Source organism: Nevskia sp. (assembly GCF_021732705.1).
Taxonomy (GTDB): domain Bacteria; phylum Pseudomonadota; class Gammaproteobacteria; order Nevskiales; family Nevskiaceae; genus Nevskia.
In genome coordinates this window covers 488038-510396 of record NZ_JAKFUM010000010.1, presented here as the reverse complement: position 1 = coordinate 510396, position 22359 = coordinate 488038, and the positions used below count along the sequence as shown (strand labels likewise).

The window sequence follows — 22359 nt, the reverse complement described above, 5'->3', positions numbered from 1 at the left end:
TAGCCCATCGCAACGAATTCTGAGCAAGTACAATGCCAACACCAGAATTCTTGAAAGTCCCCGCATGAAGCAGTCGCTGTCGCTCCGTACCGGCCTCGCCCTGACCATGACGCCTGCGCTGCAGCAGGCGATTCGACTGCTGCAGTTGTCGAGCCTCGATCTGCAGCTGGAAATCCGTCAGGCGCTGGAATCCAACGTGATGCTGGAAGCCGACGGCGACGATCCGGAGACCCAGACGGTCGAAGAGGCGATGGCCGAAGCGGACACCGAAGCGGCGATCGCCGAAGCCGGCATTCCGTCGGAAACCGCGATCGAGATCGGCGGCGAAGCGGTGATTCCGGAAGAGATGCCGGTCGATGCCGACTGGGGCGACATCTACGACAGCGCCGGCTCGGCCGGCAGCACGTCCGGCGAGGACGATGACGGCCTGCACGACTTCATGCAGGCCAACCTGCACGGCTCGCAGTCGCTCAGGGACCACCTGATGTGGCAGGCCAGCATCGCGCCGTTCGACGAAGTCGACGCCGAGATCGCGCTGCACATCATCGACGCGATCAACGACGACGGCTATCTCGAAGACTGGGATGGCGTGCGCGACCGTCTGGCCAGCAAGAACGCCATTCCGCTGTCGCGGATCGAGAAGGTGCTGGCCGCCGTGCAGGATTTCGATCCGTCCGGCGTCGCCGCACGCGATCTCCCGGAATGCCTGCGCCTGCAGCTGCAGCAGTTCCCGCCGAAGACGCCTGGACTCGCCGCCGCGTTCCGGATTCTCGAAGCGCCGATGGCGATGCTCGCCCGGCATGACGAAACGGCACTGGTCAAGGCCACCGGCCTCGGCCTCGAAGCGCTGCGCGAAGGGCTGGCGCTGGTCCAGTCCCTGCAGCCGCACCCGGGCCGGCCATATCAGGCGCACGAAAGCGACTATATCGCTCCCGACGTCTTCGTCGGCAAGAAGAACGGCCGCTGGCGCGTCAGCCTGAATCCGGAACACACGCCGAAACTGCGGATCAACCAGCTCTATCAGGGCATGGTGAAGCGCGCCGACACCTCGCGCGACCAGCTGACGATGAAGCAGCACCTGCAGGAAGCGCGCTATTTCATCAATTCGCTCGAAGCACGGAACGAAACGCTGCTGAAGGTTGCCCAATGTATCGTCGAGGAACAGCGGGCGTTTCTCGACTACGGCGAGGAGGCGATGCGCCCGCTGGTGTTGCGGGATGTCGCCGAACAGCTCGGAATTCATGAATCAACGGTATCGCGCGCGACGGCAAACAAGTACATGCTGACGCCACGAGGACTTTACGAACTGAAGTATTTCTTCTCCAGCCACGTCCAGACCACCGAAGGAGGTACCTGCTCCGCCACCGCGATCCAGGCCATGATCAAGCGACTCATCGCCCAGGAAGACGCTGCCAAGCCGCTATCCGACTCCACGCTCGCCGAAATGCTGCTGAAGGAAGGCATTCAGGTGGCACGGCGTACGGTCGCCAAGTACCGCGAAGCGCTGCGCATCCCTCCCTCGCACGAGCGCAAGCCGATCGGTTGAGCCCCGGTCGGCGTCGGAATCACGTTCTTTCGTCATGGTCTGAAACCTGCAACGAATGTGCTCGACCTGCTCGTCCGGACGGTTGCCGGACGGACGCCCGGGCCGAGAATCTGAAGAGGAGTTGCGTGCATGAACCTGAACATTTCCGGTCATCATCTGGACCTCACTCCGGCGCTGCGTACCTACATCACGGACAAGTTGAAGCGCGTCGAGCGTCATTTCGATCATCTGATCGACGCCGCCGTGATCCTGTCGGTGGATACCAAGCTGCAGCACAAGGCCGAAGCCACGCTGCACGCCCCGGGCGCGAACCTTCACGCCGAGGCGGTCCAGGGCGACATGTATTCCGCGATCGACAGCCTGATCGACAAGCTCGACCAGCAGACCCGGAAGTTCAAGGAAAAGATACGCGACCACCACGCCCGCGAAGCGCACAAGTACCTGATCAACTGACAGGACGCTGTCGCTTCCCGCCGATCTGGCCGAGGTGATCCGGGCTCGAATCGAGGCCGAATCCAGCCAGGTCGGCACCGGGTCCGGATCATCGTTGGCAAAGCCGGGCAGCGTTACACTATCCGGGCCTCGACAAAGCCCCGCTTTTCGAAGCGGGGCTTTGTCATATCAGACACTCGGAAACCACATGAAACTTGCAGAAATCCTGAATCCGGGCCGCGTCGCCGTCGGCGTCGCCGTGACCAGCAAGAAACGCGCGCTCGAAGAGATTGCGCGGCTGCTGGCGCTCGGAGCCCCGAGCGTGGCGCCGGCCGACATCCTCGCCAGCCTTGCCGGGCGTGAAAAGCTCGGCTCGACCGGTCTGGGTCATGGCGTCGCGATTCCGCATGGCCGCATGGCCGGTGTCTCGACCAGCGTCGGCGCCTTCATTCGCCTGAAGCATCCGGTCGACTACGACACGCACGACGGCCAGCCGGTCGATCTGGTGTTCGGTCTGCTGGTGCCGCAGAACGCCACCGGCGAACATCTGCAGCATCTGGCGGCGATCGCCGAGAAGTTCTCCGACGACGACTTCTGCGCGCAGGTCCACGCGGCGAAGGACGATGCCGCGGTCTACGCGCTGCTGACCGGCGGCTAGTCCGCCCGCCAACCCGCGCATTGCGCGACCGGCACGCGCCATGAGCACCGACCGGCTGACCGCGCACGGTGTTTTCGTCGAGGTCGAAGGGCTCGGCGTCTGGCTCAGCGGCGCCAGCGGTGCCGGCAAGAGCGAACTCGGGCTGGAACTGGTCTCGCGCGGGCATCGGCTGGTTGCCGACGACGCGATCGAGTTCCGGATCGACGCCGGCAACCCAGCACTCCTGATCGGCCGTTGCCCGCCGCTGCTCGACGGTTTCATCGAAGTCCGCGGCCTCGGCATCCTGAATCTGCGCCGGCTCTATGGCGAGGCATCGGTGCTTGGCGAGCACCGGCTCGACCTCGCGATCGCGCTCGATGCCCGCACCGAACCGTCCGCCGACGAGCGCCTGACCGGCCGCCGCAGCACCGTCGACGTGCTTGGCATCGCGGTGCCGGAAATCTCGCTGCCGCGACGTGTCGGGCATAATCTGGCGGTGCTCGTGGAGGCCGCCTGCCGCGATCATCGGCACCGTGCGGCGGGCTACAACGCCTGCGACGATCTGGTGGCACGACAGGCGCAGCATTTGATCGCGCAAGCCGCGGCCGCCGCGAACCCGGCGCCAGCGGCCAGCGCGACGGGATCGCCGGTGGAACCCCATCAACAAGACTGATCGCATGCGGCTCGTCATCGTCAGCGGATTGTCCGGCGCCGGCAAGACCGTGGCCCTCAAGCAGTACGAGGACCGCGGCTACTACTGCATCGACAACATCCCGCTCGATCTGGTGCAGCCGCTGCTGACGCATGCCGTGGCCAACCCCGGGCCGCGCTACCGCAAGCTTGCGCTCGGCATCGACGCCCGCTGCGATCCGCTGGAAATCGAACGCTTCCCGGCTGTGCTCGATGCGCTGCGCGATCCCGGCTCGGACCGCGCGATCGACGTCCGCGTGCTGTTCCTGACGGCGGACGACAGCGTCATCCTCCGCCGCTACAACGAGACCCGGCGCCGGCATCCGCTGTCGAATGCCGAGGTCTCGCTGCTCGACGCGATCCGTCTCGAGCGCAAGCTGCTGAAGCCGATCGCCGATCTCGCCGACGTGCCGCTCGATACCACGCAGCTCAACCTGTACGAGCTGCGCGCGGCGATCGGCGCCCGCCTGCCGGAGCCGGGCACGGCCGGGCTGTCGGTGCTGTTCCTGTCGTTCGGCTTCAAGAACGGAGGGCCGGAAGGGGCCGATTTCGTGTTCGACGCCCGCGTGCTGCCGAACCCGCACTGGGTGCCGGACCTGCGGGCACTGACCGGCCGCGACGCGCCTGTCGTCGACTACTTTCGCGCCCAGACGGTCGTCGGCCAGTTTTTCGACGACACCTGCGGCTACCTCGAGCGCTGGCTGCCGGCGTTCGAGGCGCAGGATCGTGCCTATGTCACCGTCGCCATCGGCTGCACCGGCGGCCAGCACCGTTCGGTCTACCTGGTCGAGCGGCTCGCGCAGGCCTTCGACGGCCGCTTCGCGCAGATCGTGGTCAAACATCGGGAATTGAGCGCATGAGGAAGACGACATGACCGTCGGCGTCTTGCTGGTCACGCATGGCAAGCTCGGGCACCTGCTGCTCGAAACGATGCAGGACATGATCGGCCCGCTGCCGTTGCAGTCCGATGTGCTCGAAGTGCGCCGTGTGCAGGCGACCGATGTGCTGCTGCTGCAGGGCCGACGGATGATCGAGCGGCTCGATTCCGGCGCCGGCGTGCTGATCCTGACCGATGCCTACGGCTCCACGCCGAGCAACATCGCCAGCCGGCTGTCGGAAGCGCCGAATACCGAAGTCGTGGCCGGCATCAACCTGCCGATGCTGGTCAAGATCCTCAACTACCCGCAGCTCGAGCTCGCGGCGATGAGCCGCGCCGCGGTCGAAGGCGGCCAGCGCGGCGTCGTCGTCTGCCCGCGCCCGGCGCCGCTGGCGGCCGCCGCACCGAATCAGGAACCGAAGTCATGAGCCCGAACGCCCCGATGAACGACCCTTCGAACGCCACCACGAGCGCCGAAAAGATCGTCGCCATCGTCAACCGTCTGGGCCTGCACGCCCGCGCCGCGGCCAAGCTGGTGACCTTGGCCGCGAAGTATCAGGCCGACATCAAGGTGGCCAAGGACGGCAAGCAGGTCAGCGGCAAGAGCATCATGGGCGTGATGATGCTGGCCGCCGCCCAGGGCAGCATCATCACGCTCAGCGCCACCGGCGATGACGCGGTCGAAGCGCTGGAAGCGCTGGCGGCGCTGATCGCCAACCGCTTCGACGAGGAAGCATGAGCCTCTGGCTCAACGGCATCGGGGTTTCGCGCGGCATCGCGATCGGCCGCGTCCAGAAGCTGTCGGGCGGCGATCTCGAAATCCCCGAATACACGATCGCCGAAGCCGAGGTCGAGGCCGAGGTCGCGCGCTTCGCGGACGCGCAGGCCCGGGCGCGCGAGCAGCTCGAGCAGGTGCGCGCGCAGGTGCCGGTCGGGCTCGGGGGCGCGCAGAACGAGATTGCCGCGTTCATCGACACCCATCTGCTGATGATGGACGACCGCTCGCTGACCGAGGCCGTGGTCAGCAGCATCCGCAGCAGCCGCATCAATGCCGAATCTGCGCTGAAGCGCCAGCGCGACGCGTTGGTGGCCGTGTTCGAGCAGATGGACGACGCCTACCTGCGCTCGCGCAAGGACGACGTGCAGCACGTATCCGCGCGCATCCTGCGCACGCTGCTGAAGCAGGAGCGCAGCCTGCCGGTCGGCACGACGGGTGCTGCGGCCGAGCCGGCGCCGGAGCCGAACGTCATCGTCGCCGACGACATCACGCCGGCCGACATCATCCTGCTGGCGCAGGCGGGTGTGGCCGCGTTCATCACCGAGTACGGCGGCCCGCTGTCGCACACCGCGATCCTCGCGCGCTCGTACTCGATCCCGGCGATCGTCGGCCTGCATGGCGCGCGCCGGCTGTTCAAGGACGGCGAAGCGGTCATCGTCGACGGCGATCTGGGCCATGCACTGGCCGATCCGGACGAGCAGGCGCTGGCCTTCTTCCGCAGCAAGCGCGCCGGGCAGCTGGCACGCCGGGCCTCGCTGTCCGGCCTGCGCGATCAGCCGGCGATCTCGCGCGATGGCGTCAAGATCCGGCTGCTCGCGAACATCGAGCTGAGCGAGGACGCGACCCACGCCGCCGATCTCGGTGCCGAAGGCGTCGGCCTGTATCGCACCGAGTTCCTGTACATGAACCGGAAGACGCTGCCGACCGAGGACGAGCAGTACGAAGCCTACTCGCGCGTCGTCGCGTCGGTGAAGGGTCCGATCACGATCCGCACGCTCGACCTCGGGGCGGACAAGCAGGTCGACTCCGGTGCGCGCTCCGGCCCCACGCCGAACAATCCGGCCCTGGGTCTGCGCGCCATCCGCTTGTGCCTGAAGGAGCCGGACCTGTTCCGGGCGCAGGTGCGGGCGCTGCTGCGGGCCTCGGCCCACGGCGATGTCCACATCATGCTGCCGATGATTTCGAGCGTGGCCGAATACCGGCAGGCGAAGAACTTCATCGACGCCACGCGCGAGCAGCTCTCGCGCGAAGGCCAGCCGATGGCCAAGCATGTGCCGGTCGGCGCGATGATCGAGGTGCCGGCGGCCGCGCTCGCCGCGCCGCTCTTGGCCAAGCATGCCGATTTCTTCTCGATCGGCACCAACGACCTGATCCAGTACACGCTGGCGATCGACCGTGTCGATGACGAGGTCAACTACCTGTACGACCCGCTGCATCCGGCCGTGCTGCGCCTGATCCGGATGACCATCGAGGCCGGCGATCGCGGTCGCATTCCGGTCGCGATGTGCGGCGAGATGGCCGGCGATCCGCGCTACACGCGGCTGCTGCTGGGGCTGGGCCTGACCGAGTTCTCGATGCATCCGGCCAGCGTGCTCGAGGTCAAGCGCATCATCATCGAGTCGGACATCCATGCGCTGCGCGCGCACGCGATGAATCTGCTCGAAACCGGCGATTCGCAGGCGCTGGAAGCGCTGATGTCCGATTGATCGGCGCGACGCGGACCCCGCGGCGTGTCAGCGCGGGCCGTCTTCCGGCAGCGTGATGTTCAGTTCCAGCACTTCCAGCCCATCCTCGCGCTGGACGTTGAACTGCACCGAGTCGTCCGGTACCCGGATGTACTTGCGCACGACGGCGAGGATTTCCTCGCGCATCTGCGGCAGGTAGTTCGGCCCGTTCAGCCGGCCTTCGCGCTGGTAGGCGACGGCGACCATCAGCCGGTCCTTCGCGGTCTGCGCGCTGGTCTTGCTCTTTTCGGTCCGGAAGATCTTGAGCCAGTCCATGTCAGCCTCCGAACAGCTTGGCCATGAAACCTTTCTTCTGCTCGGTCATGAAACGCATCGGCCGTTCCTCGCCGAGGAAACGCGCCACCAGATCGGTGTAGGCCTGGCCAGCTTCGCTCGCCGGGTCCTTGATCACGGGCTCGCCCGAGTTCGAGCTGGTCAGCACCGTCGGCGATTCCGGAATGATGCCGAGCAGCGGAATCGCGAGGATTTCCTTGACGTCGTCAACCGAAAGCATCTCGCCCTTGGCGACACGCGCCGGGTTGTAGCGGGTCAGCACCAGATGTTCCTTGACCCGCTTCTCGCCCTTTTCGGCCAGACGCGACTTCGACGCGAGAATGCCGAGCACGCGGTCGGAATCGCGCACCGACGACACTTCCGGATTGGTCACCACCAGCGCTTCATCGGCGAAGTACATCGCGAGGAAGGCACCGCGCTCGATGCCGGCCGGCGAGTCGCAGATGATGTAGTCGAAGTCCTGCGCCAGTTCGCTCAGCACGCGCTCGACGCCTTCCTCGGTCAGCGCGTCCTTGTCGCGGGTCTGGCTGGCCGCGAGGATGTGCAGCGTGTCGACGTTCTTGTCGCGGATCAGGGCCTGCTTGAGCGTGGCTTCCTTGTTGATGACATTGACGAAGTCGTACACCACGCGACGCTCGCACCCCATGATCAGGTCGAGGTTGCGCAGGCCCACGTCGAAATCGATGACGGCGGTCTTCTTGCCGCGCAGCGCGAGGCCGGTGGCGAACGACGCGCTGGTGGTGGTCTTGCCGACGCCGCCCTTGCCCGAGGTGACTACGATGATCTTGGCCAACGAAAAACCCTCTCGAAGTTGCGGCCGGTCGATGCTCGCCTGCCGCGTGTATCCGTCATGCAAACCGGGAAGTCCGTGAACGTCGGCAATCCGACATGCGCGGACGTTAGATTTTGTGCGCCTCGATTTTCAAGCGGCCGTCATCGAGATAGGCCATGGCCGGCGCGTCTTTCGGCCCGGCCTTGATCTGCTCGGCCACGGCGTAGATGCCGGCGATCGCGATCAGTTCGGCATCGAGCTTGCGGCAGAACACCCGGGCCGACTCGTCGCCCTTGACCCCGGCCAGCGCCCGGCCGGCGAGCTTGCCGTAGATGTGGATGCAGCCGTCGGCGATCACTTCGGCGCCGGGGCTGACCGTGTTCAGCACGATCAGGTCGCAGCCATCGGCATAGATCTGCTGGCCGGAGCGGATCGGCTCGGCCACCACGCGCGCCGGCTTGCGCTGGGCGGCGACCGGCTGCGGCGCCACCGGACGCGGCGGCGGTGCGGGCGCCGGGGCAGGCGGCGGCGCGGCGGACGATTTGCCCGAATCCCGCGACACCACCGGCAGGCCGGCGGCGCGGGCAGCCTCGGCCAGCGGACCTTCGGACACCGCGAGCGGCTGAATGCCGACTTCACGCAACGCGGCGAGCAGCGCGGCGAGATCGGTGTCGACGTCGCTGTCGATCACCACCGACATGCCTTTCACCGCCTGCGGCATCTGGCGGACCATTTCGGCAAGTTGCGGCCGAACCCCGGCGGGGTCCGATTCGAGCACCCGCACGCGCGTGATCGGCAGCATGCGGCCCTTCAGTTCAAGGGCGGGGCGGGAGCGAGTCATTTACGGGGGATTAAAACCTTCTGTGGGGAACGAAAGCAGGGGGCCGTGGCCTATGTTTTGCTTAATCGTGATGCTAGGTTAGAGACCAAACCTTTCAAGATCAATGTTCCGGCCGCCACGGACGGAATCTGGCCCTCCAAAACCAAGTTCTCTGGACACCTGCATGGCTTTCGACTGGCGCAACTATCGTTGCGACGATGCCTACGACGAACTGTTTGATGCCACTGGCGCCGCCAGACCCGCGGCGCGCAGCCTCGTTGCCTATCTTCAAAGCCTCGGCGCCAAGGACCTCGCCGACCGCCGTCTCGCCGCGGACCTCGCGATCAAGGTCATGGGCATCACGTTCACGGTCTATTCCGAAGGCAAGAACGTCGACCGCGCGTGGCCGTTCGACATCATCCCGCGCGTCATTCCGAAGAAGGAGTGGGAGAAGACCGAGCGTGGCCTGAAGCAGCGCGTGACTGCGCTGAACCACTTCATCCAGGACCTGTACGGCAAGCAGCAGATCATCAAGGACGGCATCTTCCCGGCCGAAATCCTCGCGGAGTCGGTCAATTTCCGGAAGCAGTGCGTCGGCGTGAAGCCGAAGCACGGCATCTGGGCGCACATCTGCGGTTCGGATCTCGTGCGTGACGGCGATGGCACGCTGTACGTGCTCGAGGACAACCTGCGGGTACCGTCCGGCGTGTCGTACATGCTGGAAAACCGCGCGGTGATCAAGCGCATCTGGCCGGAGCTGTTCCACACCACGAACATCCTGCCGGTCGACGACTACGCCGCCCAGCTCTACGACACGCTGGTGGCGCTGAGCCCGCGCCCGGGCGACGCGCCGAACGTCGTGCTGCTGACACCCGGCATCTACAACTCGGCCTATTTCGAGCACGCCTACCTCGCGCAGCAGATGGGCGTGGAACTGGTCGAAGGCACCGACCTCGTCGTCGGCGACGACGACTGCACTTACATGCGGACGATCGACGGGCTGAAGCGCGTCGACGTCATCTACCGCCGCATCGACGATCTGTTCCTCGATCCGGAAGCGTTCAATCCGGATTCGATCCTCGGCGCCAAGGGCCTGATGCGCTCGTGGATCAAGGGCAAGGTCGGCCTGGCCAACGCGCCCGGCGCCGGTGTCGCCGACGACAAGGTCGTCTACGCCTACGTGCCGCAGATGATCAAGTACTACCTCGGCGAGGACGCGATCCTGCCGAACGTGCCGAGCTTCCTGTGCTTCGACGAGAAGCAGCGCAAGCATGTGCTCGCCAATCTCGACAAGCTGGTGGTCAAGCCGGCCAACGAGTCCGGCGGCTACGGCATGATGATCGGCCCGCGCGTGTCGAAGGACGAGCACGAGAAGTTCCGCGCGCTGATCGAGAAGAACCCGCGCAACTACATGGCCCAGCCGACATTGAGCCTGTCGACCGCGCCGACGATCTGCGACGAAGGCATCGAGCCGCGCCATCTCGATCTTCGTCCGTTCATCCTGAGCCGCGGCGAAAGCACCTACGTCACCACCGGCGGCCTGACCCGCGTGGCGCTGGTGAAGGGCTCGCTGGTGGTCAATTCCTCGCAGGGCGGCGGATCGAAGGACACCTGGATCGTCGACATCGACGAAGACAGCCCGGCGATCGTGACCTCGCCGGCCGCGCAATCGCAATCGCAGAAGGGGAGCCTCTGATGCTGTCCCGCGTCGCCGAAAACCTGTACTGGTTCGGACGCTATGTGCAGCGCGCGGAAAACACCGCGCGCCTGATCAACGTCAACGCCAACCTGATGCTCGATCTGCCGCGCCGCATGCCGCTCGGCTGGTCGCCGCTGATCGAGATCGTCGGCGCCGTGCCGAAATTCCGCGAGCTGTACCCGGAAGCGACGGAAGACAACGTCGTGCGCTTCCTGATGGTCGATCCGCGCAATCCGGGGTCGATCCAGACCTCGCTGCACAACGCCCGCGAGATTCTCCGCGTCTCGCGCGACACCATGCCGCGCGACACCTGGGAGCGGCTGAACGACATCTACTTCTACGTGCAGGAGCGTGGCGACTCCGCCGTGCAGCGCGCCGGTCGTCAGGCCTTCGTGCAGCAGGTGATCAGCGGCGCGCTGCTGGTCTACAGCGTGCTGACCAGCAACATGAGCCGCGATGTCGGCTTCCAGATGCTGCGCATCGGAACCAACATCGAACAGGCCGACATGACCACGCGCATCCTCGACGTGCGCACGGCCAAGCTGCTGAAACCGGACGACAAGCTCGACCTCACGCCGTTCGAGAACATCGTCTGGATGAGCGTGCTGCGCTCGCTGACGGCGTACCAGATGTACCGTCGCCACATGCGCACGCGCGTCAACGGCGCCGGCGTGCTGCGCTTCCTGCTGCAGAACCGCGACTTCCCGCGCAGCGTGATGTTCTGCCTCGGCAACATCGCGTCGACGCTGCCGCAGCTGCCGAACAACCGCACGATCGAACGGACCATCGACCGCACGCGGGCGCTGGTGCGCGACGCCAACATCGAAGCGCTGCTGAAGTCGGCCGATGGCCTGCCGGGGCTGATGGACGAGATCCAGATCGGCCTGGCCGACATGCACACGGCCGTCAGCGCGGCCTACTTCAGCGCTTGACGGTCTTGGCACCACCGCAGAACGCATCGGCGGTGATCTGCTGCATGCAGACCGCGTGATGGGGCCTGCCGGATCGCACCGGGTTCGACGGCCTCAACCGCCGCTGTACCCATCCCCGGAATCGCCACCGCCGTCGTATTGCGGCTGCAGCGCGGTGGACATCAGATAGGCGCCGTTCTGACCCTGCTGCGAGCCCCACGGCGCCTGCGACTGGGACTGCTGGGTCGGCGGCACCTGCGCCGCCTGCTGGTGCTGCAGCGGCAGCGATTGCTGCATCTCCCAGTCGAACTTCGGCAGCGAGCGCACGGCGTTCTCGAGCTGCCGCGCCCAGGTTTCCTTGAGGGCGGCGTAGTACGGCGTGTCGTAGTCAAGCCGGAACGAGTGCGCGATCGAGAACTCGTTGCGGTTCATGATCGCCATGTCGACCGGCGGGCCGACCGAGATGTTCGAGCGCATCGTCGAATCGAGCGACACCAGCGCGCAGCGCGCCGCATCCTCGAGCTTGACGTTGCCGCGGACGAAGCGATCGAGAATCGGCTTGCCGTACTTGATCTCGCCGATCTGCAGGAACGGCATTTCCTGGCTTGCCGCGATGCAGTTGCCGAGCGGGTAGATCAGGTAGATCGCCGGATCCTCGCCCATGATCTGGCCGCCGAGGATCAGCGTGGTCTCGACGTTGACGTTCATGCCGGATTCCGCGCTCTGCTTCTGCGCCCGCACCGACAGTTGGCCGAGGTAGTCGGCGGCATCGAACATGTGGCGCACCGTGCGTAACGAAACCTTGACGCTCGGATCGTTCATCTCGCGCCGGGCATAGGCCAGCACGTACTGCGTGGTCGCCAGATTGCCGGCGGACAGGATCACGAAGACCCGTTCGCCCGGCACTTCGAGCACGTGCAGCTTGTTGTAGGTCCGCACATCGTCGACGCCGGCCGCCGTACGGGTATCGGCAGCGAAGACGATGCCGTCGTTGACCTTGATCGCAACGCAATAAGTCATGGGTCTCGGGGGCGCCTGCGGGCTTGTTGTCGGATTTTGGCGTTCTGCTGGCATGGCCGCCCGCAGGGGGAAGCATAACTTGTGCCGCGCCGGGGCGGCAGTCAGACTGATTTGCCTTTCCCCACCGGGTGTTATCGCATGTCCGCTGCCGTCATCGAGTTCTTCTGGGACCCCGCCAGCCCGTACACCTATCTGGCGGCCACGCAGATCGAGTCGCTGGCCGCGCGCCACGGCGCGACCGTCGTCTGGCGGCCGTTCGTGCTCGGCAAGGTGTTCGAAGCCACCGGCAACCGCGCGCCGGCCACGGTCGCGGCGAAGGCCAAGCACCTGTTCCAGGACGTTCAGCGCTGGGCCACGTTGTACGCGGTGCCATTCCGCTTCCCGACGATCTTCCCGATCAACGGCATCAGCGCGATGCGGGCAGCGTGCGCGGCGGACGATGCCGGTCACGGCAGCGCGTTCGCGCAGGCGATCATGAAGGCGTACTGGGCCGATGGCGCCGACATCGCCAAGCCGGACGCGATCGCGGCCGTTGCCGCCGCCCTCGGTCTCGATGGCGAAGCACTGCTGGCGAGGACTGCGGAGGCCGAGATCAAGGACCGGCTGCGCACGAACACCGAGGAAGCGGTGAAGCGCGGCGCCTTCGGTGCGCCGACGATGTTCGTCGATGGCCAGATGTTCTGGGGCAACGACCGTCTGGTGCTGCTTGAAAATCATCTGAAGGCGCGCAGCCACTGAGCGTTGCCGGCGGCGGCGCTGCGATAATGGCCGCATGAGCTTGCCGATCCCCAATTCCCACTCGAATTTCCGCTCGACCAGCCGGTCCGAGTTCCTGCACGCGCGCGGCCTGCGCCACCACCTGCGCCGCTGGGGCGCGCCGGATCGGCCGATCCTGTTCCTCGGCCACGGCTACCTCGATGTCTCCGCGACTTTCGAGCCGCTGGTGGCTGCGCTGATGGCGCAGACCGATGGTCGCTGGCAGGTCATCGCGCAGGACTGGCGCGGCTTCGGCCACACCGAATGGCCGCAGGATGGCTACTGGTTTCAGGACTACGTGGCCGATCTCGAAGCGATCGTCGACCATTACTCGGCGACCGCGCCGCTGACCCTGATCGGCCACAGCATGGGCGCCCAGATCGTCAGCCTGTATGCCGGCCTGCGTCCGGCGCGGGTCGAGAAGCTGCTGCTGCTCGATGCCGTGACGCTGCCGGACATGCCGTCCGAACGGGCGCCGAAGCGCTTCCGCCACTGGCTGGACCAGCTGCGCGAACCGCTGTCCGAGCGCAGCTATCCGTCGCTCGAATTCCTCGCCGAGCGCGTGCGCCTGCAGCATCCGCAGCTGAATCCCGAGCACGCCCGCTTCGTCGCCCGCTGCTGGTCGCGCGAGGACGGCCGCGGCCGGATCACGCTGTGTGCCGATCCGAAGCATCGCCGCCATGGCCCCGGGCTGTATCACGCGGCCGATTCCAATGCGGTCTGGCGCGAGATCACCGCCGACACGATCTTCATCGATGCCGGCCGCTCGCAGCTCACCATTCCGCCGGAACAGCGCGCCGCGCGGGCCGAGTGCTTCCGTCGCCATCGGGTCGAGGTGATTGCCGACGCCGGCCACATGCTGCACTTCGACGCGCCGGCCGAAACCGCCGCGCGCATCGCGGCGTTTCTCGCGTCGTGATCGACCCCGGCCGAGTCCGCGCGTGCGCCTGAGCCTGTCGCAGCTGCCCGGCGCGCTGCAGAAAGGGCTGGCGCCGCTGTACGTCGTCGGCGGCGAGGAGCCGCTGCTGGCGCAGGAAGCGCTCGACGCGATCCGTGTCAGCGCGCGCGCGAAAGGCTATTCCGAGCGTGAAGTGCTCGATGCCGAAAAGGGCTTCGAGTGGAATCGCCTGCATGACGCCTGCAACGCGATGTCGCTGTTCGCAAGCCTGCGCATCGTCGAGCTGCGCCTGCACGCCGCCCCCGACGTCGCCGGCGGCAAGATCCTGCAGCAGCTCGCCGCGTCGCCGCCGCGCGACGTGCTGCTGCTGGTCCACGTCAACAAGCTCGAATGGCGCACGCGCAGCGGCGGCTGGTTCGCCGCACTCGAAGCCGCCGGCGCCAGCCTATATTTCGAGCCGGTCAAGCCGGCCGAGCTGCCGGCGTGGATCGGCGCGCGGCTGAAGGCCGCGGGGCTGGAGGCCGATGCCGACGCGATCCGCCTGCTCGCGGACCGCACCGAAGGCAATCTGCTCGCTGCCCAGCAGGAAGTGCAGAAGCTGCTGCTGTTGCAGGGCAAGGGCAGCCGTCTCGACGTCGACGCGATCGAGGCCGCGGTGGCCGATTCGGCGCATCTCGACGTCTTCGGCTGGATCAACCGGATCATGGCCGGCGATGCCCGCGGGGCGGTGCGCGGCCTCGAACTGCTGCGCGGCGAGGGGCTGGACATCGTGCCGATCACGCTGATGCTGGCGCTCGGCCTGCGGCAGCTCGCGGCTGCCACGGCGCTGAAGGCCCGCACCGGCACTGCGGCGGCGGCGGTCGAGGCGGCGCGCATCCACAAGGCCAATCAGCCGGCGTACACGAAGGCGGTGGAGCGCGCATCGCCGAATCAGGTGCTCGGCTGGCTGCGCAAGTGCGGCCAGATCGACGTGCTGGCCAAGCGCAGCCAGGCCCAGCCGCAAGCCTGGGAAGAGTTGTTAACATTGACCTTGGCTGCAAGCGGTGCAGCGAAGCGAAAGGCGGCACCAGCAAGGCGATGACGGCGGCAACCCACAAGGAATTCAAGCGCGGCGCCGGCGACAGCGTCGACGCGATCACGCGGTACATGCACGAAGTCGGCAAGCGCGCCCGCAGCGCTGCGCGCGCCATCGCCAAGGCCAGCACCGGCGAGAAGAACGCCGCGCTGTTCGCACTGGCCGATGTCATCGAAGCCGATGCCGCCGCGATCCTCGACGCCAATCAGCTCGACCTGCGCGCCGCGCGCGAAGCCAGGCTCGACGAAGCGATGGTCGAGCGCCTGGAACTGACCCCGGCCCGCATTTCGGCGATGGCTGACGGTGTGCGTCAGGTCGCCGCGCTGCCGGATCCGGTCGGCGAGATGTTCGACCTGAAGCTGCGCCCGTCCGGCATCCAGGTCGGCAAGATGCGCGTGCCGCTCGGCGTGGTCGGCATCATCTATGAATCGCGTCCGAACGTGACGGCCGATGCCGCGTCGCTGTGCCTGAAGTCCGGCAACGCCTGCGTGCTGCGCGGCGGCTCCGAAGCGCTGCACAGCAATCAGGCGATCGCCCGCTGCATCGCCCGCGCGCTGAAGTCCGCCGGCCTGCCGCCGGACGCCGTGCAGGTGGTCGACACCACCGACCGTGCCGCCGTCGCGGCGATGCTGGCGATGCCGGATGCGATCGACGTGATCATTCCGCGCGGCGGCAAGGGTCTCGTCGCGTTCATTTCCGAACATGCCCGGGTGCCGGTGATCAAGCATCTGGACGGCAACTGCCACGTGTTCGTCGATGCCGAAGCCGATCTGGAAAAGGCCATCGCGATCGCCGTCAACGCCAAGACCCAGCGCTACGGCACCTGCAACACGATGGAAACGCTGCTGGTCGATGCGCCGATCGCCGCGCGCGTGCTGCCGGAGCTGGCACCCATCTACAGCGGCCATGGCGTCGAGCTGCGCGGCTGCGAGCGCACGCGCCAGATCCTGCCGCAGGCGAAGCCGGCGACGGCCGCCGACTGGGATACCGAATTCCTGGCACCCATCCTCGCCGTGAAGATCGTCGACGGCCTCGACGACGCGATGGATCACATCGCCCGCCATGGCTCGGCGCACACCGATGCCATCGTCACCGAGAACTACACGAAGGCGCGCCGCTTCCTGCGCGAAGTCGATTCGAGCTCGGTGATGGTCAATGCCTCCACGCGCTTCGCCGATGGCTACGAGTACGGCCTCGGTGCCGAGATCGGCATCTCGACCGACAAGTTCCACGCTCGTGGCCCGGTCGGTCTCGAAGGCCTGACTTCGGTGAAGTGGGTCGTGCTCGGCGATGGCAATGTCCGGTAACGCGATCGTGAGGCGTCCGGCGTGAGGCTTGAGGCGTATTGCCGCAGCGATCGCTCCATGACAGTTGTCCGACGTGCCGACGCGAAGCGCCACAAGCCGAGCGTGCGTGCCGTCGTCGTTCTACCTCGCGCCGCACCGCTGACGCCTGACGAATGAGCGCCACCGGCGTCTTCGGCGGCACCTTCGCACCGATTCACAACGGCCATCTGCGGCTCGCGATCGAACTGCGCGAGAAGCTCGGCCTGTCCGAAGTCCTCGTCATTCCGAGCGCCCGGCCGCCGCATCGCGCCGCGCCCGGCGTCAGTGCCGAGCGGCGGCTGGAGTGGGTGCGCCTGGGCGTGGGCGACGAGCCCGGCCTGACCGTCGACGCGCGCGAAGTGCGCCGACTCGCCGCCAGCGGCGTGCCGTCGTACACCTACGACACGCTCGCGGAGCTGAAGGCCGAGCATCCGGACACGCCGCTGATGCTGCTGCTCGGCGACGATGCCGCGAACCAGTTGCACACCTGGCATCGCTGGCGCGAGCTGTTCGAGCTCGCCAACCTCGTGTTCGTCGAGCGCCCGTACGAGCCGCCGGCGCCGTCGGCCGAGCTGGCCGCGTTCCTGCGCGGCCGGAAGGCGCCATCGATCGACGCGTTGCACCAGCGCGCCGCCGGGTGGTGGCTGCCGGTCAGCGTGCCGCCGCTGGCGATCTCGTCTACCCGAGTCCGACAATTGCTGCAAGCCGGCCGCAGTGTTCGCGGTCTGGTGCCTGACGCCGTGATCCGTTCCCTGACCCCAGAGGATGTTCGCCTACTCACACTTGATGAAGACCCTGCCCATGACTGAACGCTCGAACGAAACCGCCGCCCGGTCTGCCGCTCCCTCCGCAGACCTCGGTGCCCTGGCTGTCTCAGCCCTCGAAGACCTCAAAGCAGTCGATATCAAGGTGCTCGATGTTTCCAAGCTGACCACGATCACCGACATCATGGTGATCGCCACCGGCACGTCGAACCGGCATGCGGCGTCGCTCGCCCACAACGTCATCGACAAGGCCAAGGAAGGCGGCTACCGCCCGATCGGCGTCGAAGGCCTGAACGAGGGCGAGTGGGTGCTGGTCAACCTCGGCGGCGTCATCGTTCACGTGATGCAGGCGCAGTCGCGGGCGTTCTATCAGCTCGAGAAGCTGTGGGATTTCCAGCAGCGCGAGCCGATGGCGCGCAGCGCCTGAAGCCGCCTGACGTACGGGCACCAGCCGGACCGGGTGGCAGCGGCCATCGATCCGGGACGCTGACATGCGCATCCGTCTGATCGCGATCGGCACCCGCATGCCGGACTGGGTCACGGCCGGCTACGAGGACTACGCCGCGCGCCTGCCGCGCGAACTGAAGCTGGAACTGGTCGAGCTGCCGGTCGAGCATCGCGGCAAGAACGCCGACATCCCGCGTCTGCGTGAGGCCGAAGGCGAGCGCCTGCTGAAGGCGGCCGGCGAGTCCCGGATCATCGCGTTCGACGAGCACGGCGTGCAGCCGGACACCACGGGCTGGTCGAAGGCGCTCAAGGGCTGGATGCAGGACGGCCGTGACATCGCGCTGCTGATCGGCGGACCCGACGGCCATGCGCCGGCCGTGCTGGCGAAGGCGGAAGCCAAGTGGTCGCTGGCGAAGATCACGTTTCCGCACGCGCTGGTCCGCGTGATCGTGGCCGAGCAGCTGTATCGGGCCTGGAGCCTGCTGAACAATCACCCGTATCACCGGGCCTGACGCGGGCTGCGCGCGGCCGATCGGCAATGCGGCGTCGGTCGCTCAGTAGCCGGACGAGCGCTTGAGCAGCGCGGGATCAAGCCGATCCAGCCCGCCATCGAGCACGGCGGTATCGAAGCCGCGCTGACTGAGCACGAAGGCGGCCACCGCGCTGCGCTGGCCGGTATCGCAGACGCAGATCTGCAAGCGACGGTGATCGAGCACCGCGCATTTCAGGCGCAGCAGTATCAGCGGCAGGTTGACGCTGCCGGGCAGATGGCCAAGGTCGAACTCGCGCTTCGGACGCACGTCGAGCCAGTCGGCGGTGTCATCACCGATGCGGGCCGCGGCATCGGCGTGGTTCAGTCGCAGCATCATCGGCCCGCTGATCAGGTCGATGAAATCGGCACGCGACAGCCGCATCAGGCGGCCCGCGGTGCGCATGGTGACGGTGGCGCTGCGCGGCAGATCGGAGATCAGGGCGTCTTCGCCGAAGCAGTCGCCGGACGACAGTTCCGCCAGCAGCAGCGGCGGCGCGCGGCGTCCTTCATGGACGATCTCGCAGCGGCCATCGACGATGAAATAGCAGTAGTCGCCCGGTTCGCCCTGACGCACCACGACCTCGCCGGCTGCGAAATCGATGCCGGTCATGCGCCGGAACAGCGCCTGCAAGTGGGCGGGCGACAGCCGCTGGAACAGCGGGTTCTGCAGCATCCGCGTCATCCAGCAGGCCGCGGCATCGCTGAGGTCGCCGACCGTCAGCGTGTCGGTTCCAGCGCGGGTGAGGTCGCCGTCGGCATCCGGATCACCGGGTGCAGCGGAAGTCGATGCCGTCATGGTGGTCGGAGCGTGGCAGGGCGGTGGATCGGGCGCCTGCCGGATCAGCGGCAGGCGCGTGTCGGTCTCGGAGATCACGAACCTGCCGCGGGTCGGTTCGATCAATCCTTGGCAGCGTCCTTCTTGCCATCCTTCTTCGCGGCAGCCTTGTCGGCCTTCGACGCCTTGCCGCCGCTGACGGTCAGATTATCGCGGTTCTTCGCGATCGTCGCCGCGCCGATGCCCGGCACCTTTTCCAGATCGTCGACCGACTTGAACGCGCCGTTCTTGGCGCGGAACTTGACGATGGCCTGCGCCTTCGACGGGCCGACACCATCAAGCGATTCGAGCGCCTTGGCATCGGCGGTGTTGATGTCGACCGAGGCCGCCCAGGTGGCGGAGGCAAAGGTCAGGGCGAAGCCAGCCAGCAGGGCTTTGAGCATGTTCATGTCACGAACTCCATGTAGGTGAGATCAAGCAAGAGGGATTGCGTCGCATCGAGCGTTCTTGCCGCGGGGTCGCATCCTTGCGCCGCAACAACACTATCGCGATGTCCACCCCAAGATTCCGTGCGTTAAATCACAGGGTTCGGCCGATCCGAAAGCGTGTGTGACTGCCGTCACGCTGCAGCCGTGCCGGTCACTCGCGGTACTGCGGCAGGGCGGCGATGGTCTGGCAGTTCGCGACCGGCGCCGCGGCGTCGCTTCGCAGATCGCGGGTCCAGCACGAGTCGAATACCGAGCAGTAGCAGATGGTGCCGGTGATGCGGAAACGGGCCGTGTTCAGCTTCGACCACACGGCTTCGTCGTCCGGCGAGCGCGTCAGCCGGAACAGAGAAATGGTGCCGCCGGCCGGCAGCACGCGGCCGATCGCGCCGCTGCTCAGGATATTGCTGACCGGCCGCTGTTCCGGATTGCAGCAGGCATCGAACAGGCTTTTCCAGCCGGTGACTGGGGTGTTCTCGTAGCGCATCGCCAGCGCCACGATCCGCGCGGGCCCCACGCCGACATTACCAATCGACAGGGAGATCGCCTGTTCCTTGCGCTGGCCGTCGTAGTTGCTGTTGTCGAACTCGACGTAGGGCCAGACGCTCGCCTCGAGCTGCTGCTCCATCACGCGGCTCTGCCGCAGGGCAATGAACATCGAGCTCAACGAGATCACGATGACGCTGAACGCGAGCATGCCATCGATCCCGCGCCGCCGACTCCTGCGCGGCAGCGGCAGGTCGGGCGGCAGACTCATGGCCGCCGCGCCGCGATCACGGCCGAATCCGGACGGCCAGGGATCATGTTGCGAAGGCCACGACCCGTCACCCGAGACTTCGGCGAACCCGTTTCCAGTCGGTGGCCGACGTCGCCGTGGCGATCAGAGCGAGCGCGGCGGGGCACGGGGGGCACCCGATGGAGAGGACGTGAAGCAATCATGATTCGGCGATCCCTGCGATGCATGCGCGCAGAGAGTGCCACGCGCCCTTTGCGGCGTCACCGGTCGCGATCGGCGCTCAGGCACGGTGTCACGAGGCGGTTGTCGCCCGCGGCCCTTCGGACCGCTGTGGGTGGTCTCGCTACCCGCGATCCCGCGCACTGGCCGCATGCGCCTGCAGGCCTTCGGCGTCGGCGATGGTGCCGGCGATGCCAGCCAGCACCTTGGCGCCGGCCGGCGTGACCTCGATCAGGCTCGACCGCTTCTGGAATTCGTAGACGCCGAGCGGGTTGCTGAAGCGCGCGGCGCGGCTGGTCGGCAGCACGTGGTTCGGGCCGGCGCAGTAGTCGCCGAAGGCTTCCGGCGCGTGGCGGCCGAGGAACACGGCACCGGCGTGGCGGATCTTGTCGAGCAGCGCACGCGGGTCTTCGACCGACAGTTCCAGATGCTCGGCGGCGATGCGGTTGGCGACGTCGGCGGCTTCGTCGAGATCGCGCACGAGGATCAGCGCGCCGCGGCCGGCGATCGACTGCCGGACGATGTCGGCGCGCGGCAGTTCGGCCAGGCGCGCGTTCATCGCGGCGAGCACCGCATCGAGGTGCGCGGCGTCCGGCGAGATCAGGATGCTCTGCGCCACTTCGTCGTGCTCGGCCTGCGAGAACAGGTCCATCGCGATCCAGCGCGGATCGGTCTTGCCGTCGCTGACGATGGCGATCTCGCTCGGGCCGGCGATCGAATCGATTCCGACCTTGCCGAACACCAGCCGCTTCGCCGCGGCAACGTACGAGTTGCCGGGGCCGACGATCTTGTCGACGGCCGGAATCGTCCGCGTGCCGTAGGCAAGCGCGGCCACGGCCTGCGCACCACCAATCGTGAACACGCGGTCGACACCGGCGAGATGCGCGGCACCGAGCACCACCGGGTTGACCTCGCCACCGCTGGCCGGCACCACCATCACCAGTTCGCCGACGCCGGCCACCTTCGCCGGAATCGCGTTCATCAGCACGCTGGACGGATACGCGGCTTTGCCGCCCGGCACGTACAGGCCGGCGCGGTCCATCGGCGTCACCTTCTGGCCCAGACGATTGCCGTGGGCATCGGTGAACTCCCAGCTGTCGAGTCGCTGATGCAGCGCGTAAGCGCGGATGCGTTCGGCGGCGGCCTCCAGCGCGGCACGCAGTTGCGGTGCCAGCGATTGCCATGCGGCTTCGCGGGCGGCCTTCGGAATCTCCAGTTCGGCTGCGGAGGCGACGCTGCGGCGGTCGAAGCGATTGGTGTACTCGACCAGCGCGTCATCACCGCGACTGCGGATCGCCGCGATGATGTCGGCGACCACGGCGGTGACGGTCGGGTCGGCCTCCGGCGCGCGGTCCAGCAGTTCGGCCAGGCGGGCTTCGAAGTCGGCAGTCCGCGAATCGAGCCGGTTGATCGTGAGGTCAGACATTCGCGACGGCTCCGCTGAAACGGTCGAGCAGCGAACGGATCGCGGCGTGCTTCATCTTCATCGCCGCCTTGTTGACCACGAGGCGCGCGCTCGACGTGAAAATGGTTTCGATCTCGACCAGCCCGTTGGCGCGCAGGGTGCCGCCGGTGGCGACGAGATCGACGATGACATCGGCCAGACCCACCAGCGGTGCCAGCTCCATCGAGCCGTACAGCTTGATCACTTCGACCTGCTCGCCCAGCGAGGCGTAGTAGCGCCGCGTGACTTCCGGATACTTGGTCGCCACGCGCAGACGGCGGCCGAAGCCATGACGCGGATTGGCGACCAGCGGCGAATCGTTCTTGGTGGCGACACTGAGGCGGCAGATGGCGATGCCGAGGTCCAGCGGCTCGTACAGCGCACCGCCGCCGTGTTCGAGCAGGATGTCCTTGCCGACGATGCCGAGATCGGCCGCGCCGTATTCGACATAGGTCGGCACGTCGGTCGGGCGGATCTCGAGCAGTTCCACGCCCGGGTCCTGCGTCGGGATGCGCAGCAGGCGGCCGGCATCCACCGCCGGAGCAATGCCCACCGCAGTCAGCAGCGGCAGGCAGTCATCGAGGATGCGGCCCTTGGACAGGGCCAAGGTCAAGGCGGTCATGAGCGACGCGACAGGTGTGGGCTGGGATGAGCGGGCGCAATTCTACCTTTTCGAGCCGCCGCTCAGGCCCGGTCCGGCATG

26 protein-coding genes are annotated in these 22359 nt (G+C 66.9%); 17 read left to right on the top strand and 9 right to left on the bottom strand.

The window, feature by feature from the left end; all coding sequences use genetic code 11:
- Positions 1 to 64 precede the first annotated feature (64 nt).
- From QZ951_RS13750 to ptsP, 8 genes are all read left to right on the top strand, one after another.
- Positions 65 to 1546, top strand: a complete 1482-nt coding sequence (locus QZ951_RS13750; protein ID WP_293001413.1) for an RNA polymerase factor sigma-54 — start codon at positions 65 to 67, stop codon at positions 1544 to 1546.
- 129 nt (positions 1547 to 1675) lie between these two features.
- On the top strand, positions 1676 to 1999 hold the full coding sequence (gene raiA / locus QZ951_RS13745) for a ribosome-associated translation inhibitor RaiA (protein ID WP_293001411.1): 324 nt from the start codon (positions 1676 to 1678) through the stop codon (positions 1997 to 1999).
- 187 nt (positions 2000 to 2186) lie between these two features.
- Positions 2187 to 2636 (top strand): PTS IIA-like nitrogen regulatory protein PtsN, encoded by a 450-nt coding sequence (gene ptsN / locus QZ951_RS13740; protein ID WP_293001409.1) that lies wholly within the window; start codon positions 2187 to 2189, stop codon positions 2634 to 2636.
- A 40-nt stretch (positions 2637 to 2676) separates the two neighbouring features.
- The gene (locus QZ951_RS13735; RefSeq protein ID WP_293001407.1) at positions 2677 to 3288 is read left to right on the top strand and encodes a hypothetical protein; all 612 of its coding nucleotides are present in this window, start codon (positions 2677 to 2679) and stop codon (positions 3286 to 3288) included.
- Positions 3289 to 3292: 4 nt separating this feature from the next.
- Entirely contained in the window at positions 3293 to 4165 is an 873-nt protein-coding gene (gene rapZ, locus QZ951_RS13730; protein WP_293001405.1) for an RNase adapter RapZ, read from the top strand.
- Between the two features lie 10 nt (positions 4166 to 4175).
- On the top strand, positions 4176 to 4610 hold the full coding sequence (locus tag QZ951_RS13725; RefSeq protein ID WP_293001403.1) for a PTS fructose transporter subunit IIA: 435 nt from the start codon (positions 4176 to 4178) through the stop codon (positions 4608 to 4610).
- Positions 4607 to 4921 carry an HPr family phosphocarrier protein gene (locus QZ951_RS13720; protein WP_293001401.1) on the top strand — a complete coding sequence of 105 codons (315 nt, stop codon included), beginning with the start codon at positions 4607 to 4609 and terminating at the stop codon, positions 4919 to 4921. The genes QZ951_RS13725 and QZ951_RS13720 overlap by 4 nt, the downstream gene beginning before the upstream one ends.
- Positions 4918 to 6666, top strand: coding sequence for a phosphoenolpyruvate--protein phosphotransferase (ptsP, locus tag QZ951_RS13715; protein WP_293001399.1), 1749 nt, complete (start codon positions 4918 to 4920; stop codon positions 6664 to 6666). The genes QZ951_RS13720 and ptsP overlap by 4 nt, the downstream gene beginning before the upstream one ends.
- 27 nt (positions 6667 to 6693) lie before the next feature.
- Here ptsP and minE read toward each other — a convergent pair whose 3' ends face one another.
- The 3 genes from minE to minC form a co-directional block, all read right to left on the bottom strand.
- Positions 6694 to 6960, bottom strand: a complete 267-nt coding sequence (gene minE, locus QZ951_RS13710) for a cell division topological specificity factor MinE (RefSeq protein ID WP_293001397.1) — start codon at positions 6958 to 6960, stop codon at positions 6694 to 6696.
- A 1-nt stretch (position 6961) separates the two neighbouring features.
- A complete protein-coding gene (gene minD / locus QZ951_RS13705) occupies positions 6962 to 7771 on the bottom strand; it encodes a septum site-determining protein MinD (protein WP_293001395.1) in 810 nt (269 codons plus the stop codon).
- A 106-nt stretch (positions 7772 to 7877) separates the two neighbouring features.
- The gene (gene minC, locus QZ951_RS13700; RefSeq protein ID WP_293001393.1) at positions 7878 to 8591 is read right to left on the bottom strand and encodes a septum site-determining protein MinC; all 714 of its coding nucleotides are present in this window, start codon (positions 8589 to 8591) and stop codon (positions 7878 to 7880) included.
- Between the two features lie 163 nt (positions 8592 to 8754).
- Between minC and QZ951_RS13695 the strand changes: the two genes are divergently transcribed.
- Positions 8755 to 10266 carry a circularly permuted type 2 ATP-grasp protein gene (locus QZ951_RS13695; RefSeq protein WP_293001391.1) on the top strand — a complete coding sequence of 504 codons (1512 nt, stop codon included), beginning with the start codon at positions 8755 to 8757 and terminating at the stop codon, positions 10264 to 10266.
- On the top strand, positions 10266 to 11201 hold the full coding sequence (locus QZ951_RS13690) for an alpha-E domain-containing protein (protein ID WP_293001389.1): 936 nt from the start codon (positions 10266 to 10268) through the stop codon (positions 11199 to 11201). Before QZ951_RS13695 ends, QZ951_RS13690 begins: the two co-directional genes overlap by 1 nt.
- A 93-nt stretch (positions 11202 to 11294) precedes the next feature.
- Here QZ951_RS13690 and QZ951_RS13685 read toward each other — a convergent pair whose 3' ends face one another.
- The gene (locus tag QZ951_RS13685; RefSeq protein ID WP_293001387.1) at positions 11295 to 12200 is read right to left on the bottom strand and encodes a peptidase; all 906 of its coding nucleotides are present in this window, start codon (positions 12198 to 12200) and stop codon (positions 11295 to 11297) included.
- Positions 12201 to 12338: 138 nt separating this feature from the next.
- Here QZ951_RS13685 and QZ951_RS13680 point away from each other — a divergent pair, with 138 nt between their 5' ends.
- The 7 genes from QZ951_RS13680 to rlmH all read left to right on the top strand — a co-directional run bounded on the left by QZ951_RS13680 (position 12339) and on the right by rlmH (position 17977).
- Positions 12339 to 12938: a 2-hydroxychromene-2-carboxylate isomerase gene (locus QZ951_RS13680; RefSeq protein WP_293001385.1), complete on the top strand. Its 600-nt coding sequence runs from the start codon at positions 12339 to 12341 to the stop codon at positions 12936 to 12938.
- 34 nt (positions 12939 to 12972) lie between these two features.
- Entirely contained in the window at positions 12973 to 13875 is a 903-nt protein-coding gene (locus QZ951_RS13675) for an alpha/beta hydrolase (protein ID WP_293001383.1), read from the top strand.
- 22 nt (positions 13876 to 13897) lie between these two features.
- Positions 13898 to 14935 (top strand): DNA polymerase III subunit delta, encoded by a 1038-nt coding sequence (gene holA, locus QZ951_RS13670; protein WP_293001381.1) that lies wholly within the window; start codon positions 13898 to 13900, stop codon positions 14933 to 14935.
- A 65-nt stretch (positions 14936 to 15000) separates the two neighbouring features.
- Positions 15001 to 16236, top strand: a complete 1236-nt coding sequence (locus tag QZ951_RS13665; RefSeq protein WP_366943924.1) for a glutamate-5-semialdehyde dehydrogenase — start codon at positions 15001 to 15003, stop codon at positions 16234 to 16236.
- Positions 16237 to 16388: 152 nt separating this feature from the next.
- A complete protein-coding gene (gene nadD, locus QZ951_RS13660) occupies positions 16389 to 17063 on the top strand; it encodes a nicotinate-nucleotide adenylyltransferase (RefSeq protein ID WP_293001377.1) in 675 nt (224 codons plus the stop codon).
- A complete protein-coding gene (rsfS, locus tag QZ951_RS13655; RefSeq protein WP_293001375.1) occupies positions 17056 to 17445 on the top strand; it encodes a ribosome silencing factor in 390 nt (129 codons plus the stop codon). Before nadD ends, rsfS begins: the two co-directional genes overlap by 8 nt.
- A gap of 64 nt (positions 17446 to 17509) precedes the next feature.
- Entirely contained in the window at positions 17510 to 17977 is a 468-nt protein-coding gene (gene rlmH, locus QZ951_RS13650) for a 23S rRNA (pseudouridine(1915)-N(3))-methyltransferase RlmH (RefSeq protein ID WP_293001373.1), read from the top strand.
- Positions 17978 to 18019: 42 nt separating this feature from the next.
- On the opposite strand, the gene QZ951_RS13645 is transcribed toward rlmH, so the two are convergent.
- The 5 genes from QZ951_RS13645 to hisG form a co-directional block, all read right to left on the bottom strand.
- Positions 18020 to 18793, bottom strand: coding sequence for a cyclic nucleotide-binding domain-containing protein (locus QZ951_RS13645; RefSeq protein WP_293001371.1), 774 nt, complete (start codon positions 18791 to 18793; stop codon positions 18020 to 18022).
- 101 nt (positions 18794 to 18894) lie between these two features.
- Positions 18895 to 19221, bottom strand: a complete 327-nt coding sequence (locus tag QZ951_RS13640) for a ComEA family DNA-binding protein (protein WP_293001369.1) — start codon at positions 19219 to 19221, stop codon at positions 18895 to 18897.
- Between the two features lie 190 nt (positions 19222 to 19411).
- Positions 19412 to 20014: a hypothetical protein gene (locus QZ951_RS13635; RefSeq protein WP_293001367.1), complete on the bottom strand. Its 603-nt coding sequence runs from the start codon at positions 20012 to 20014 to the stop codon at positions 19412 to 19414.
- A 322-nt stretch (positions 20015 to 20336) separates the two neighbouring features.
- A complete protein-coding gene (hisD, locus tag QZ951_RS13630; protein ID WP_366943907.1) occupies positions 20337 to 21638 on the bottom strand; it encodes a histidinol dehydrogenase in 1302 nt (433 codons plus the stop codon).
- Positions 21631 to 22278, bottom strand: a complete 648-nt coding sequence (gene hisG / locus QZ951_RS13625) for an ATP phosphoribosyltransferase (RefSeq protein ID WP_293001365.1) — start codon at positions 22276 to 22278, stop codon at positions 21631 to 21633. Before hisG ends, hisD begins: the two co-directional genes overlap by 8 nt.
- Positions 22279 to 22359 lie beyond the last annotated feature (81 nt).